The 15031-nt window shown below is 67.8% G+C and carries 15 protein-coding genes; 10 read left to right on the top strand and 5 right to left on the bottom strand.

Going from position 1 to position 15031, the window contains the following annotated elements; all coding sequences use genetic code 11:
- The first annotated feature begins 9 nt into the window (after positions 1 to 9).
- Positions 10 to 951 carry a DUF4861 family protein gene (locus GGR46_RS10170; protein ID WP_183997333.1) on the top strand — a complete coding sequence of 314 codons (942 nt, stop codon included), beginning with the start codon at positions 10 to 12 and terminating at the stop codon, positions 949 to 951.
- Between the two features lie 154 nt (positions 952 to 1105).
- Here the strand turns inward: GGR46_RS10170 and GGR46_RS10165 are convergent, their stop codons facing one another.
- Both GGR46_RS10165 and GGR46_RS10160 read right to left on the bottom strand, forming a co-directional pair.
- Complete coding sequence (locus GGR46_RS10165; protein ID WP_183997332.1) at positions 1106 to 2380, bottom strand: alginate lyase family protein; 1275 nt, start codon at positions 2378 to 2380, stop codon at positions 1106 to 1108.
- A gap of 131 nt (positions 2381 to 2511) precedes the next feature.
- Positions 2512 to 3282: a FadR/GntR family transcriptional regulator gene (locus GGR46_RS10160; RefSeq protein WP_183997331.1), complete on the bottom strand. Its 771-nt coding sequence runs from the start codon at positions 3280 to 3282 to the stop codon at positions 2512 to 2514.
- A gap of 87 nt (positions 3283 to 3369) precedes the next feature.
- Here GGR46_RS10160 and manD point away from each other — a divergent pair, with 87 nt between their 5' ends.
- Positions 3370 to 4581 (top strand): D-mannonate dehydratase ManD, encoded by a 1212-nt coding sequence (gene manD / locus GGR46_RS10155; RefSeq protein WP_183997330.1) that lies wholly within the window; start codon positions 3370 to 3372, stop codon positions 4579 to 4581.
- A gap of 220 nt (positions 4582 to 4801) precedes the next feature.
- On the opposite strand, the gene GGR46_RS10150 is transcribed toward manD, so the two are convergent.
- From GGR46_RS10150 to GGR46_RS10140, 3 genes are read right to left on the bottom strand one after another with little or no spacing between them, the layout of a single operon-like run.
- Entirely contained in the window at positions 4802 to 4975 is a 174-nt protein-coding gene (locus tag GGR46_RS10150) for a YegP family protein (RefSeq protein ID WP_183997329.1), read from the bottom strand.
- Between the two features lie 34 nt (positions 4976 to 5009).
- Positions 5010 to 6089, bottom strand: coding sequence for an NAD(P)/FAD-dependent oxidoreductase (locus GGR46_RS10145; RefSeq protein WP_183997327.1), 1080 nt, complete (start codon positions 6087 to 6089; stop codon positions 5010 to 5012).
- Positions 6089 to 7033: an alpha/beta fold hydrolase gene (locus GGR46_RS10140; RefSeq protein WP_183997325.1), complete on the bottom strand. Its 945-nt coding sequence runs from the start codon at positions 7031 to 7033 to the stop codon at positions 6089 to 6091. Before GGR46_RS10140 ends, GGR46_RS10145 begins: the two co-directional genes overlap by 1 nt.
- Positions 7034 to 7082: 49 nt before the next feature.
- Here GGR46_RS10140 and GGR46_RS10135 point away from each other — a divergent pair, with 49 nt between their 5' ends.
- From GGR46_RS10135 to GGR46_RS10100, 8 genes are all read left to right on the top strand, one after another.
- Positions 7083 to 7556, top strand: a complete 474-nt coding sequence (locus tag GGR46_RS10135) for an A24 family peptidase (RefSeq protein ID WP_183997323.1) — start codon at positions 7083 to 7085, stop codon at positions 7554 to 7556.
- 61 nt (positions 7557 to 7617) lie between these two features.
- Positions 7618 to 8652, top strand: a complete 1035-nt coding sequence (gene cpaB, locus GGR46_RS10130) for a Flp pilus assembly protein CpaB (protein WP_183997321.1) — start codon at positions 7618 to 7620, stop codon at positions 8650 to 8652.
- 1 nt (position 8653) lies between these two features.
- Complete coding sequence (locus GGR46_RS10125) at positions 8654 to 10375, top strand: type II and III secretion system protein family protein (RefSeq protein WP_183997319.1); 1722 nt, start codon at positions 8654 to 8656, stop codon at positions 10373 to 10375.
- A gap of 23 nt (positions 10376 to 10398) precedes the next feature.
- On the top strand, positions 10399 to 11025 hold the full coding sequence (locus tag GGR46_RS10120) for a CpaD family pilus assembly lipoprotein (RefSeq protein WP_183997317.1): 627 nt from the start codon (positions 10399 to 10401) through the stop codon (positions 11023 to 11025).
- Positions 11022 to 12314: a pilus assembly protein CpaE gene (locus tag GGR46_RS10115; RefSeq protein WP_183997315.1), complete on the top strand. Its 1293-nt coding sequence runs from the start codon at positions 11022 to 11024 to the stop codon at positions 12312 to 12314. Before GGR46_RS10120 ends, GGR46_RS10115 begins: the two co-directional genes overlap by 4 nt.
- A gap of 51 nt (positions 12315 to 12365) precedes the next feature.
- Positions 12366 to 13346 (top strand): type II secretion system F family protein, encoded by a 981-nt coding sequence (locus tag GGR46_RS10110; protein WP_183997313.1) that lies wholly within the window; start codon positions 12366 to 12368, stop codon positions 13344 to 13346.
- Positions 13347 to 13350: 4 nt separating this feature from the next.
- Positions 13351 to 14352, top strand: a complete 1002-nt coding sequence (locus GGR46_RS10105) for a type II secretion system F family protein (RefSeq protein WP_183997311.1) — start codon at positions 13351 to 13353, stop codon at positions 14350 to 14352.
- Between the two features lie 76 nt (positions 14353 to 14428).
- On the top strand, positions 14429 to 15025 hold the full coding sequence (locus GGR46_RS10100; RefSeq protein ID WP_183997309.1) for a hypothetical protein: 597 nt from the start codon (positions 14429 to 14431) through the stop codon (positions 15023 to 15025).
- The last annotated feature ends 6 nt before the right edge of the window (positions 15026 to 15031 follow it).

Raw genomic sequence — 15031 nt, 5'->3', positions numbered from 1 at the left:
GGAAGACACATGAAGCACGCCCTCTGGCTCCTCGCCGCTCCCCTGCTGATCGCGGCCGGGCAGGACAGCGCCCCGCCCGCCCCGCTGGCGACGCTCAACGTCCGCCAGGCCGATGGCAGCTACAAGCTGGTCGACCGGCTCGACGTGCCCGCCAGCCACACCATCCATGACGGGCTGATCGCGATGGAGGGCCCGGGCTGGGAGAGCGACAAGGTCGCCTATCGCCTGTACCTCGACGAGCGCAACGTGCCCGACATCTATGGCAAGAAGCTGCCCGGCAACGTGCTGCCGACGATCGGCATGGGCAAGGACGACTATCATTCGATGGCGCCCTGGGGGCAGGACATCTTCCAGGTCGACCAGTCGCTCGGCATGGGCGGGATCGGCGTGCTGCGCGGCGGGGTGGCGACCCAGCTCGGCAAGGCGAAGATCAGTGCCCGCGTATTCAACACCGATCGCGCGGCGACGGTGCTGGTGACCAACACCGGCTTCCCCGGCGAGGGCGGCGGCGCCGACCTTTCGACCACCTACCGGATCTTCGCCGGCTCGCGGCTGACCCATGTCGAGGCGCGGGTGAGCGGCAAGGTGCCGGCGATGATCGCCGGGCTGACGCTGCACGACGGGGTGACCAGGATCGAGAGCCCGAAGCGCGGCAAGTGGCGCTATTTCGCCACCTGGGGCCAGCAGAGCCTGGCCAAGGACGACCTCGGCATCGCCCTGTTCTACCCGGCCGACGAGGCTGCGGCGACGGGGACCGACGGCAAGTCGCTCTATGTCCAGTTCTGCGACCCGCGGAACCTCCGTTACGCCTTCGGCGCGGCCTGGGTGCAGGAGCCGGATGCGCCGAAGACCGAGCGCGAGTTCCGCAAGTGGCTGGACGACACGGCCGCGGACCTGGCCAAGCAGCCCTATGTGGTGGGCGCGGCGCAGAAGACGTGCGCGGTGAAGTGAGGTTCTGAAATTCCTCCCCGAGCTCGTCTCGGGGAGGGGGCCATTCGCGCGGCGAATGGTGGAGGGGCCAGCGGCGGAGCGGCGGCAAGCGCCGCGCCCCTCCACCACGCCCTTCGGGCGCGGTCCCCCACCCCCAGCGAGCTGGGGGAGGAACTTAGTTGCCCCGCTTCCCTTCGCCCACCGGCGGGGCGGCACCGAAATAGCGCTTCAGCTCCGTTTCCTTCGCGAGCGGATAGCCCGTGCCCCACGCCCCGCGCGCGCGGCGGAGCAGTTCGTCGAGTTCGCCGGCGTCGGGGCGCAGCTCCGGCATCGGCCAGGTCGCGACCTTGCGGTAATAGGGCGCCAGATAGTCGGTCGCGAGCCTGAGGCTCTTGCCGTCCTCCTGCCGGTTCCACAGGTCGACGCCGACGCACTTGCCCATATCGGCCACGTCATAGGCGGCGAGCAGCGCGTAGATCGAATAATGGAGGCTGCGGGTGCGGGCGAGTTCGAGCGGCATCTTGCCCTCGGCGGTGATCTGCGGCGCCATGCGCTTGCTGGCGAACGCCTCGGCCACAGTCCTGGTCATCTCCGGGCGTCTGGCGAACAAGGCGAATTGCGCGGTCTGGGCGTCGAACCACATGCCGTGGTTGTTCTTCGCCGCATTCTCCGCCCTGCCATTGCGGCTCGCCTGCATCCAGTCGAGATAGTCGGAGAACCATTTCTCCAGGCCCTTGCGCTCCGCGTCGGTCAGCTTGCCGGAGGGACCGATCAGCCCGATGCCGTCGACCACCCGCTCGAGCCGCGACGTGTCGAGCACGCCTTCGGCGCGCCCCTCCTCGCGCCCCGGCACGGCCTGGGCATGGTTCATGTTCGGGTTCATCCGCGTCTTCGGATCGAGGAACCAGGTACGGACCAGGCGCGCAGCGTGATCGGCATAACGGGCGTCGCCGGAGAAATAATAGGCCAAGCTCAGCGTCTCGAAATCGGCGCTCATCCCCTCCAGGTCGGTCACGTCATACTTGTCGGTGTCACGGTCCGGATTGATCTCGCCGTCGCGGCGTATGTAGGGCAGGCCGTCCGGCTTGCTCGGGTCCGGCCACCAATAGGGGCCGATGCTGAGATAGTCGTGGCGATCGCCCGAGGGCGGGACCGTGCGCTTGTCGACCACCGTGTAGAGCGGCCGCGCCATCGCCTTTTCGGCGCGGGCAAGCAGCGCGGCATGGGCCGCCTTCGTCGCCGGATCGGTCGCGATCGCCGCCTTCAGCCGGATCATCGCGTCCGGCGCCAAGAAAAAGGTCCTGCGTCCGCCAAAGGCCGCGGAATATCCTTCCGCACCGTTGCAGACCGGCTGCTGCGTGTTCTGGCCAGGGGAGGCAATCCCGGCATGGGAGGCAGCCTGCGGCACGAGCGCCGCAGCCAGGACGAGGAACTGGAGACCGGGGCGCATCAATGCCCTCCGCGCGCCGAGACGCGGCGGGCCGGGCTCTCGGGATTCGGATGTGGCAATTGACCCTCCCCTTTTTGGTCAGGCCAATCTCGACATTCTGTCAACCGGTGTCAAGCCACCCGTGTGCCCGGTCAGGCCGATCCGATCTTGAGGCGCCGCGCGACGCTGTCCCGGCGAGTCTCGATCTCGCTGCGCGCACGCTCCATCGCCTCGAGCTCGGTCGCCTCGAGCAGATCGTCGACCACGCCGCGCAGGTGCCGGCGCATCGCGTTGCGCGCGGCGTGCGGGTCGTGCGCCTTCAACGCGTCGAGGATCGGGCGGTGCTCCTCCACCCGCGGGGTGATGCCGCCGCGCTTGGCTCGGGCGAACATGTTGGCGGCGAGCGGCGAATTGACCCGCAGCTCCCAGAGATATTCGACCACGCTGCGGATCGCGGCATTGCCGGTGGCATTGGCGATGGCCAGGTGGAAGCGGTGGTCGGCGTCCATCACCGACGGCTCGTTCGAGTCGTCGGCGGCCATCTCGGCGATCAGCTCCTCCAGCTCGGCGATCTGCTCGTCGGTGATCGAGACAGCGGCCAGGGCGACGGCCTCACCCTCGAACAGGATGCGCGCCTCGGTCAGGTCGAAGGCGCCGACGTCGAAATTGAGCGAATCGGCGCGCTCGCCGCCGCCATGCTCGCGCTTGGTGACGTAGAGGCCCGAGCCGTGCCGCGCCTCGATCCAGCCCTTCATCTCAAGCGCGATCATCGCCTCGCGGATGGTCGGACGACTGACCTTGTACTCCTCGGCCAGGTCGCGCTCGCCGGGAAGGCGCGAACCGGGCGACCAGCGCCCGGCCTCGATCGCCTCGGTGATCGAGGCAGCCACGCGCTGGTAAAGCTTGTTGCCGGTAATCTTCATGCCGTCCTCATCCTTACACAGTCTCGTAGGTTGACACGATAGGTCATACAAGTGGATATTGGCCTGACCACTTTCAGGGAATTCCTTTTGCCACGTATCACGTCCGCCCGCGTCATCGTGACCCGCCCCGGCCGCAATTTCGTAACGCTGAAGATCGAGACCGACGAGGGTGTTTACGGCCTTGGCGACGCGACGCTCAACGGGCGCGAGCTGGCGGTGGCGAGCTACCTCACGGACCACGTGATTCCGTGCCTTATCGGGCGTGACGCGCACAGCATCGAGGACATCTGGCAGTATCTCTACAAGGGCGCCTACTGGCGCCGCGGGCCGGTGACGATGACGGCGATCGCCGCGGTCGACATGGCGCTGTGGGACATCAAGGGCAAGCTGGCGAACATGCCCGTCTACCAGCTGCTGGGCGGCGCGGCGCGCGAGGGCTGCATGGTCTATGGCCATGCCAATGGTTCTGACATCAGCGAGACGATCGAGCGCGCGCACGAATATCTCGAGCAGGGCTACAAGGCGGTGCGCCTGCAATCGGGCGTGCCGGGCATGGAAACGACCTACGGCGTGTCGGGCGAGCGCTTCTACTATGAGCCGGCCAAGGGATCGCTGCCCGAGGAATCGCAGTGGAGCACGTCCAAGTACATGCGCTTCGTGCCCGAGCTGTTCGACAAGGCGCGCGACGCGCTGGGCTGGGACATCCACCTGCTCCACGACGTCCACCACCGGCTGACCCCGATCGAGGCCGGGCGGCTGGGCAAGGACCTGGAGCCGTACCGCCTGTTCTGGCTCGAGGACACGACCCCGGCGGAGAACCAGGCCGCGTTCCGCTTGATCCGCCAGCACACCACCACCCCGCTGGCGGTGGGCGAGATCTTCAATTCGATCTGGGACGCCAAGCAGCTGATCGAGGAACAGCTGATCGACTATATCCGCGCGACCGTGGTGCATGCCGGCGGCATCACCCATCTGCGCCGGGTTGCGGCGCTGGCCGATCTCTACCAGGTGCGCACCGGCTGCCACGGCGCGACCGACCTGTCGCCGGTGTGCATGGCGGCGGCGCTGCACTTCGGCCTGTCGGTCCCGAATTTCGGCATCCAGGAATATATGCGCCATTCCGAGGAGACCGACGCGGTGTTCCCGCACGCCTACAGCCTCAACCAGGGGCTGATGCACCCGGGCGACAAGCCGGGCCTGGGCGTCGACATCGACGAGGTGCTGGCGGCCAAGTACGAGTACAAGCGCGCCTATCTGCCGGTGAACCGGCTCGAGGACGGGACGATGTTCAACTGGTGAGCTGCCGTGCCGCCGCGCTCGGCGGGGCCGAGTCGTGGCGCGGAAGTTTACGAAGTTGATGGCACGGGGCCCCGGTTTCGCCCTCCCATGATGGCGCCCAGGGCTGACCGGGGCATGGAAGAAGGCGCGCAACTGCCGCATCCGGGCAGCCAAGCAGGCGAAATCCTATTTTGGAAGACCTAAATCCCTCTCCCGCAAGCGGGAGAGGGAAAGCCAGGTCTCAGCCCTCTTCGACAGGAGCGCCCGGGCCGTTCTTCAGGATCGATTCGATCGCGTTCTTCGCGCTGGCCTTGCTGGTGTACCCTTCGGTCCAGAAGATCACTTCGCTGTTGTACTTGAACTTGGCGACATACTCGCCGGCCTTGTTCTGCTCGATCACGAACTTGTGTGCCATTCGCTTTCTCCCGGACTCGAACCGCTAACCTGGGTTAGCCTCCGAAACGTGCAGGCGAATAGGTGCCGGGGTCAATAGCCGCGACCGCCGCATCCGGCGCCCTGCCCAGCAGCAGCGCCGCGGCGAGCTTTGCCGCTGCCGGCGCGGTCTGGATGCCGAAGCCGCCCTGACCCGCACACCAGAAGAAGCCGGGCGCAGCCGTGTCGAAGCCATAGACCGGCAGGCGATCGGGGGCGAAGGTCCGCAGGCCCGCCCATTTGTGCTCGAGCTTCTCGACGCGCCAGTCGACGACATGCTCGAACCGGTCGATCGCGGTGGCGATATCGATGTCCTCGGGCTGGGCGTCGCAGGGCGGCGTCTCGATCTCGTCGTGCGGCGAGAGCCAGACCCGGCCACCCGCCTCGGGCTTCCAGTAGAAGCTGCCGCCGATATGCGCGACCATCGGGCTGCCCGGCGCGGGCGCGGGATCGGTCTTCAACTGCATGATCGTGCGGCGATAGGGCTGGATGCCGAGCGGATTCACACCCGCCATCTCCGCCACCGGATCGGCCCAGGCGCCGGCGGCGTTGACCAGCAGCTCGGCCTCGAAGCGGCCGGCCCGGGTCTCGATCTTCCAGACGCCTCCTTCACGACGCGCGGACAGCAAGGCGGCGCTGGTGACCAGCTCCGTGCCGGACCGCTTCGCCACTGCGAGCTGGTCGCCGTGCAGGCCGCCGACATCGATATATTCGCAGCTCGGCTCGAGCACGCCGAGCGTCCATTCGGGACGCAGGCCGGGAATCATCGCCTGGGGATCGACCGGGCGCAGCTCGACGCCCGTCCCTTCGAACTCGGCGAGGAACGCGTCGATCGCACCCGCTTCGTCAGCACGCCCGATATGCACCGAGCCCATCGGCTCCAAATAGGCGCGCAGCATCGGCCCCGAGGCAGTGGTGAGTGGCTGGATCGCCGGGCCGCCATAGCTTTCGGACCAGAAGGCGGCCGAGCGCCCCGTGGCGTGATAGCCGGGCCGATCCTCCGCCTCGAGCAGCAGCACACGGGCGTGCGGCGCGATCTCGGCCGCGAGGCTGGCGCCGGCGATGCCGGCACCGATGATCGCGACGTCGTAGCGCATCAGCGGCGCTGGGCGCGCGCGGCGAGGAACAGGTCGATCTCGCCGATCGCGCGATTGCGGACCTTGTCGCCCTCGCGCAGGATCTCGTGCGCGCTTTCCTTGCCGAAGCTGACGATGCGGGCGTCGGGGAGCCTGGGGACGATCCTGAGCGCGGCCTTGGCATCGACCAGACCATCTGCTTTCGCGACCAGGGCGAGGACGGGCACCGGCATCTTCCTGAGCTTCGGGTTGCCGGCCAGCTCGCGCATCGACTTGAACGCCTGGATCAGCCAGCGCCAGCTCGGCGGGCCGGTGACTATCGCGGGATCGTGCTGCTGCCACCAGATCTCGTCCGAATACCGGTCGCGATCATGGGTGAGCAGGTTGGCGCGGGTCTCGGTGGTGTAGGGCTTCTCGTTGCTCTTCCAGGCCGGACGGGTGCTGTCCCCCACCCCGCCCAGGATACGCGCGGCCCGCTCGGCAAAGGGGCCGAGTGCGCTCTTCACGCCGAGCATCGGCGCGACGATCACCGCGGCATCGGGGCGGATCGCGCCTTCGACCAGCCCGCGCAGGATCAGGTGGCCGCCCATCGAATGGCCCATCACCACGTGCGGCCCCGGAGTCGCGGCTTCCCATTCGGCGTAGAAGGCCTGGAGATCGGCGATGAAGGTATCGAAGCTCTCGATATCGCCGCAATTGGCGCGCGAGGTCAGCCGCCCCGATCCGCCCTGGCCGCGCCAGTCGAACGACGTGATCGTCCAGCCCTGCGCGTGCCAGTGGTGGAACGTCTCGAGATACTTCTCGAAGATGTCGCCGCGCCCGCCCTGGAAGAGGATCGAGCCGCGCGGAGTCGCGGTCTCGGCGGGCCAGGCGAAGGCGCGCAAATGCCAGCCGTCCGGGGTTCCCCAATACTGGACCTTGGCGCCGGCGGGGATGGAACGGCGGATATCCGGGTTTTCACGCATGTCCCTTGGTTACGTTTTGATAAGCCGTCCCGTCTAGGACTTTGGCTCCATGGGGGAGCTGTTCATCACTTTGCTGCTCGTTGCGCTCGCGCTGCTGCTCGTCTCGGCGGGCATCCAGGACGCGCGTACCCGTGAGATCGCCAACTGGAAGAACGCCGCCATCGCCTTGATGGCGCCGCTCTGGTGGTGGGCGCACGGGCTGGCCCTGTGGCCGGACGTGACGGTGCAGGTCGGCGTGGCCGCGCTCGTCTTCGCCTTCTTCGTCGGCGCCTTCGCGCTGGGGCAGATGGGCGGCGGCGACGTGAAGATGATCGGCGCGCTCGCCCTTTGGCTGCCGGTGCAGCCGCTGGTCTGGATGCTCGTGCTCATGTCGCTGATCGGCGGCGCGCTCACGCTCATCATGGTGATCGAGTCGAAATGGCGGGCGAAAACGGGGGGACCAGTGGAAATCCCTTATGGGGTGGCGATCGCAATCGCCGCGCTTCTCGTTCTTCGCGAACCGATTTTTAACCAGTTCGGGTGAATAATTAACGCTGGCGCAACCACAAACGCCTGCGTTTTTGAGAAGGCTTGGGAATAGCGAAATGGATGCACGCAAGCTGATCCTGCTCGTCGGTGCGCTCGTCGTGGCGGCAATCACCGCGTTCATGGCGCGGAGCCTGATGACCGGCGCGCCAGCGCCCCAGGCCGGTGCCATCCCGGCGGCCGTCCAGCCCCAGAACACCACCGAGGTGCTCGTCGCCAAGCGCGAGTTGCCCGTGGGCACCATTCTCGACGCCCAGTCGCTCGAATTCCGCCCCTGGCCCAAGGAGCTGGTCGAGGGCGCCTATTATGTGAAGACCGAATCGGATCCGGCCAAGCTGGTCGGCACCGTGGTCCGCTTCCCGATCCCCGCCGGCCAGCCGGTGACCCAGGGCGCGCTGGTGAAGCCCGGCGACCGCGGCTTCCTCGCCGCCGCGCTCGGCGCCGGCATGCGCGCGGTGACCGTGCCCGTCTCGGCCCAGAGCGCCGTCGCGGGCTTCGTCTTCCCGGGCGACCGCATCGACCTGATCCTCACCCAGTCGGTGAGCGGCGGCGGCGACGGCCCCGCGCTCAAGGCCTCGGAGACGGTGCTGCGCAACCTGCGCGTGCTCGCCACCGACCAGAAGACCGACAAGCAGACCGACGACAAGGGCAACACCATCGTCAACACCTTCTCGACCGTCACGGTCGAGGCGACGCCCAAGATCGCCGAGAAGATCGCGGTCGCGCAGACCATCGGCACGCTCTCGCTGTCGCTGCGCTCGATCGCCGACAACCAGGGCGAGCTCGAGGACGCGATCGCCTCGGGCGAAGTCAACGTGCCGACCGATGGCGACCCGAAGAAGGAAAAGGCAATGATCGCCAAGGTTGCGGCGCGTCCCCAGGAGGGCGCGACCACCTTCGCCACGGGCGCCGACGTGTCGCGCTTCCAGCGCAGCACCGTGCCGGCCAAGCCGCGCGACATGGGCCCGGCCGCCGTTCCCGGCGCTCCGGTGCCCGGGCAAAGCTATCCCGGTGCCGCGACTCCGCGCGGCCCGGTCGTGACCATCGTCCGCGGCAATGCCGAGACCGCCGTTGCTCTGGGGGGCAAGAACTAAGATGACTGGCAAGCTGCTTCTGAAGCGCTCGCTCGCCGCGATCGTGTCGACCGCCCTGGTCGCCGCGCCGGCGACCGGCTTCGCCCAGACCGCCAAGGCCAAGCGCCAAAGCCATCCGAGCCAGGCGCGCGCCAATGCCGGCATCGCCAACCTGCCCGCCGGCACCCAGCGCCCGAGCGGCGAGATCCTGCTGTCGACCGGCGAGGGCCAGCTGATCACGCTGCCGGCGAACGTGGCGAACGTCTGGACGTCGAACCCCGGCGTGGCCGACGTCTATGTCAACAATCCGCGCCAGATCCACCTGTTCGGCAAGGATTTCGGCGAGGCCACGGTGTTCGCCACCAGCGCTTCGGGCGCGGTGGTGTTCTCGACCACCGTCCGCGTGGCGCAGAACCTCACCTCGATCGACCGGATGATCCGGGTCGCGATGCCCGATGCCGACGTGCAGGTTACCACGGTCGGGCAGATCGCGGTGCTCAACGGCACGGTGAAGTCGCCGCAGGACAGCGAGCAGGCCCAGCGCCTGGTCACCGGGCTGCTCAACCCGGGCGTGAACGTCAACGATCCCGCCGCGCAGGTGAAGATCGCCGTGATCAACCGCCTGAAGATGGCGACGCCGCTGCAGGTGCAGCTCCAGGTGAAGTTCGCCGAAGTCAGCCGCAGCTTCGTCAAGAATGTCGGCGTGAACTTCGCGACCAAGGATACGACGGGCGGCTTCCAGTTCGGCCTGGCCCAGGGCCGCGCGCCGGGCTCCTACACCGCGACCAACCTCGCCACCTATCCGACCGCGCGCGTCTACATGCCGAACGGCGGGGGCTATATCGACGGCCCCTATGATCCGTCGACCGGCAAGTTCGTCAATCCGCGCGCCAGCGGCCTGGCCGACATCACCCGCGGCTCGGACAATGCGACGGCCGGCCTGGCCACCAAGCTGTTCGGGCTCGACGTGCTCTCGGCGATCGACATCGGCGAGACCATCGGCCAGGTGACCACCCTCGCCAACCCGAACCTGACCGCGCGTTCGGGCGAGACCGCCAACTTCCTGGCCGGCGGCGAGATCCCGATCCCGGTCGCGCAGGGCCTGGGCACCACCACGGTGGAGTACAAACAGTACGGCATCAGCCTGGCGTTCACGCCGACGGTGCTGAGCGACGGCCGCATCTCTCTGCGCGTGCGTCCCGAAGTGTCGCAGCTGACCTCGGCCGGCGCGGTGCAGCTCAACGGCGTCACCATCCCCGCGCTCAGCACGCGCCGCAGCGAGACCACGGTCGAGCTCGGTTCGGGCGAGAGCATGGTGATCGGCGGGCTGCTCCAGAACAGCCACAACAACTCGATCTCGAAGACCCCGGGCCTGGGCGACGTGCCGATCCTGGGCGCGCTGTTCCGCTCGAACGGCTTCCAGCGCAACGAAACCGAGCTGATGATCGTCATCACCCCGTATCTGGTGAAGCCGGTCAACGCGAACCAGATCGTCCTGCCGACCGACGGCTACAAGGCGCCGAACGACTTCGACCGCGTCTTCATGGGCGCGCTCCAGGGCAGCGACAAGAGCGGCGACCGCCCGAAGCCGAGCATGGCGCCGGCGGACGGCCAGCCTTCGGTGGGCGCCTTCTCGCCCGCCCCGACCAGCCAGCCGGCGGCACCCGTCCAGATGGCTCCGCCCCCGCAACCCAACCGCAAGCAGAAGAAGGGCGGCTCCGCCGCCCCCGGCTTCGGCTTCTGACCCGATCGACGAGGAGATCGCCCGTGTTCTCGCGCTTCACTCCCCTGCTCGTCCCGGCGCTGCTGCTCGCCGGCTGCGGCACCTATAATGGCGGCGTCGAATCGGCCCACCAGCCGATCGTCCAGCGCAACGACTATGTGCTCGACCTGCAGACCACCGGCTATGGCCTGGCCGCGGGCGAGAGCCAGCGCCTGGCCGGCTGGATGTCGGCGATGAGCCTGCGCTACGGCGACCGCGTCGCGATCGACGACGGTGCCAATGGCGCCACCGGCCGTGAGGAAGTCGCCGCCGAGGCGGGCCGCTACGGCCTGATCCTCGCGGATCGCGCGCCCGTGACCACCGGCCAGATCGCGCCGGGCACCGTCCGCGTCGTCATCACCCGGATGACCGCCAGCGTGCCGGGCTGCCCCGACAATTCGCGCGCCGCCGAATACACGTTCGAGGCGAGCACCAGCTCCAACTATGGCTGCGCTACCAACGCCAACCTGGCCGCGATGATCGCCGATCCGGCCGATCTGGTCCGCGGCGCGCCCGGTTCGCCCACCGCCGACCCGGCGACGAGCGCCAAGGCGGTCAGCGCCTTCCGCGCGGCGCCGCCCTCGGGCGCCGGCGGCGCCACGTTGAACGCGGGTGGAGGGTCGCCGAAGTGAACGCCCCCTTCAATCCCGCCCGCACCGGGCATCGCGATCCGTTCGTTGCCTTCGTCTGCGACGAGACGACGGCGGAGATCCTGCGCCCGATCGCCGTCGAACTCGGCTGGTCGCCGGAAAAGGTCAACAAGGGCGGACTGCGCAACGCGGTCCAGACCCTGTCGGTCTCGGCGAGCCCGAACATCCTGTTCGTCGACCTGTCCGAGAGCGGCGATCCGCTCAACGACATCAACGCGCTCGCCGAAGTCTGCGAGCCGGGCACGATCGTGATCGCATCGGGCCAGGTCAACGACGTGCGCCTGTACCGCGACCTCGTCGCCAGCGGCATCCACGACTATCTGCTCAAGCCGCTCAATCCGGATGCGCTGCGTGACGCCTTCGCCCAGGCCCAGACGGCGCTCAACGCACCCAAGCTGGCCGAGGCATCGGCCGACCGTCCACACTGCGCCATAGCCGTCATCGGCACGCGCGGCGGATCGGGCGCCTCGACCGTGGCGACCTCGCTCGCCTGGCTGCTCGGCGAGCGCCAGGGACGGACCACCGCCCTGCTCGACCTGGACGTGCATTTCGGCACCGGCGCGCTCGCGCTCGACCTCGAGCCCGGCCGCGGCCTGACCGACGCGATCGAGAATCCGAGCCGCATCGACGGGCTGTTCATCGAGCGCGCGATGGTGCGCGCCTCGGACCGCCTCGCCGTGCTCAGCGCCGAGGCGCCGATCAACTCGCCGATCATGACGGACGGCGCGGCCTTCTATCAGCTGCAGGAAGAGATCCGCACCGCCTTCGAGTGCACCGTGGTCGACCTGCCGCGATCGATGCTGGTCAACCATCCGCACCTGATCACCGACGTGCAGGTCGCCGTACTGGTGACCGAGCTGACCCTGGCCGCCGCGCGCGACGCGATCCGCATCCTGAGCTGGTTCAAGTCGAACGCGCCGCAGACCCAGGTGATCGTCGTCGCCAACAAGATCCAGCAGGCGGCGGTGCTCGAGATCAGCCGCAAGGACTTCGAGGGCTCGATCGAGCGCAAGATCGACTTCCTGCTCGGCTTCGACGCCAAGCTGGCCTCGCAATCGGCCAAGCTGGGCAAGCCGATCGCCGAAGTGGGCAAGGGCAACAAGGCGATCTCGCCGCTGGCCGACCTGGCCCAGCGGATCGCCGGCATTGCCGATACGAGCGGCGACGACAGCGGCTCGGGCAAGGCCAAGGCCAAGGGCGACAAGCCCAAGGGCGGCGGCTCGCTGCTCGACAAGTTCAAGGTGAAGATGCCTGCAAAGGCAAAGAAGTAACCATTGCGCGGCTAGGCTGCGCGGTGGTCAGCTAATCGGAGACGGTGCGGCGTGGACATGCTGCCGGTATTGATGCTCGCTGGAGGCACCTTCCTGGTGCTCGCGCTGATGGTGTTCGCCTTTTCGGGCCCATCGGCGGAGCGCGCGGGCGCGCGCCGCGTGAAGGAAATGCGCGAGCGCCACGTCGTGAGTGCCGCGGGAGCCAATGCGATGGAAGCGCAGATGCGCCGCATCTCGACGGCACGCGCGACCAAGATGGACGTCACCGCCGCACGGTTCCTGCCCAATCCGGCACTGCTCCAGAAGCGCCTGAACATGACCGGCAAGCCCTGGACGCTCGGCCAGTACATGATGGTCAGCGCCGGCCTCACCCTGGTTCCCGCCCTACTGATCCTGCTGCAGGGCCTGCCGCCGCTGCTGGCGCTGGGCGTCGGCCTGTTCCTGGGCGTCGGCCTGCCGCACTTCGTCGTCGGCTTCTTCATCAAGCGCCGAGTCGCCAAGTTCACGTCCAAGTTCCCCGACGCGATCGAGCTGCTCGTGCGCGGCCTGCGCTCGGGCCTGCCGATCACCGAGACGATGGGCGTGGTCGGCCAGGAAGTCGACGGCCCGGTGGGCGAGGAATTCCGCGCAGTCAGCGACAAGATGAAGATCGGCAAGTCGCTCGACACCGCGCTGCAGGAAACCGCGGACCGGCTCGGCACGCCCGAATTCCAGTTCTTCACCATCACCATCCAGATCCAGCGCGAAACCGGCGGCAACCTGGCCGAGACGCTGGCCAATCTGGCGGACGTGCTGCGCAAGCGCGCGCAGATGAAGCTGAAGATCAAGGCGATGTCTTCGGAATCCAAGGCATCGGCGCTGATCGTCGGCTCGCTGCCCTTCATCGTGTTCACGCTCGTGTGGTTCATCAACAACAACTACATGGCCAATTTCTTCCAGGACGAGCGGCTGATGATGATCGGCGGCGGCGGCCTGATCTGGATGGCCATGGGCGCCTTCATCATGGCCAAGATGGTCAATTTCGAGATCTGATGCGATGAACGGCGCACCTCCCTCCGGTCCCACCATCATGGGCGTCGACGTCATCTGGGTGGCGACGATCCTCTCCGCAGTCGCCGCCTTCGCGGTGCTGCTGGCGATCTACGCCGCCACCACGGTGCGCGATCCGATGGCCAAGCGAGTCAAGTCGCTCAACGAGCGCCGCGAGCAGCTGAAGGCGGGCATCACCGCCTCCACGTCGAAGCGCCGCGCCAAGCTGGTCCAGAAGAGCGAGACCACCGACCGGATCCGCTCGCTGCTCTCGTCGATGAAGGTGCTGCAGGACAGCCAGGTCAAGCAGGCGCAGACCAAGCTGCTCCAGGCCGGCATCCGCCGCAAGGAATTCGCGGTCGCGGTGATCTTCGGCCGCCTCGTTCTGCCGATCGCGTTCGGCGGGCCGATGCTCTATTTCGTCTACGGCACCGAGATGTTCGCGGAGTGGAGCCCGATGAAGGCGTACGGCCTGGTCGCCGGCACCTTCATCCTCGCCTACAAGTTCCCGGACCTGTACCTGAAGAACAAGATCCAGAAGCGCAGTGCGGCGATCCGCAAGGGCCTGCCCGACGCGCTCGACCTGCTGGTGATCTGTGCCGAAGCGGGACTCACCGTCGATGCCGCCTTCCACCGCGTCTCGAAGGAACTGGGCAAGGCCTATCCCGAGCTGGGCGAGGAATTCCAGCTGACCGCAATCGAGCTGGGCTTCCTGACCGATCGTCGCCAGGCCTTCGAGAATCTCGCCGAGCGCATCGACCTCGATTCGATCCGCGGCGTGGTCACCACGATGATCCAGACCGAGAAATACGGCACCCCGCTCGCCTCGGCGCTGCGCGTGCTCTCGGCAGAATTCCGCAACGAGCGCATGATGCGCGCCGAGGAGAAGGCAGCGCGCCTGCCGGCGATCATGACGGTGCCGCTGATCCTGTTCATCCTGCCGGTGCTGTTCATCGTCATTCTCGGCCCGGCGGCCTGCTCGATCAACGACGCGCTGATCGCCAAGTAACGCCTTAACCATTTCCGGTGGCGCGACCCTTTCGGGCGGGATAGTTTCCCCGCCAGACTAAGGGGAGGTCGACTCGATGCATGATTTGCCGTTCCAGACGATCACGCAGTTCGCCGCTTTGGGCCTGACGCTGATCGCCGGCTGGTTCCTGGGGCTCGCCAGCCATGGCGGCGGCCGCAAGTGGCGCGAACGGCTCGAGGAAGCGGAAGTCGATCATGCCGGCTATCGTGACCGTGCCGAGAGTGACCTGCGCGACTCCGCCCGCCGCATCCGTGACCTCGAAGCCGAGAACACGAAGCTGAAGGCCGTGGCCGAGGCCCCTGCCCCCGTTGCTGTGGCGCCCGTTGCTGCACCTGCGCCCGAGCCGGAAGGCCATTCGACCGCCACGGTGGCGGCCGCTGCCGTCGCCGGCGTGGTTGCCGGTGCCGCCGTCACCCATGCGGTGGAAGCCCATGCCGAGCCGGTCGCGGCAGAGCCTGAGCCCGCTCCGGCTGCGGAGCCTGCGCCCGCACAGGCCGAGCCGGCGGTGCAGGCCGAGCCGGTGACGCAGGCCGAGCCGCAGCCGGAACCGGTGCACGCCGAATCCGTTCCTGTCGAGACGATCGCCGCGGAGCCTGTGCCTGCCGATGCGCAGATCCAGGCGGAACCGTCACACCCTGAGCACGCCCACTAGGATTCG

The organism is Sphingomonas kyeonggiensis, assembly GCF_014196745.1.
Taxonomy (GTDB): domain Bacteria; phylum Pseudomonadota; class Alphaproteobacteria; order Sphingomonadales; family Sphingomonadaceae; genus Sphingomonas; species Sphingomonas kyeonggiensis.
This window is presented reverse-complemented; position numbering and strand designations above follow the sequence as displayed.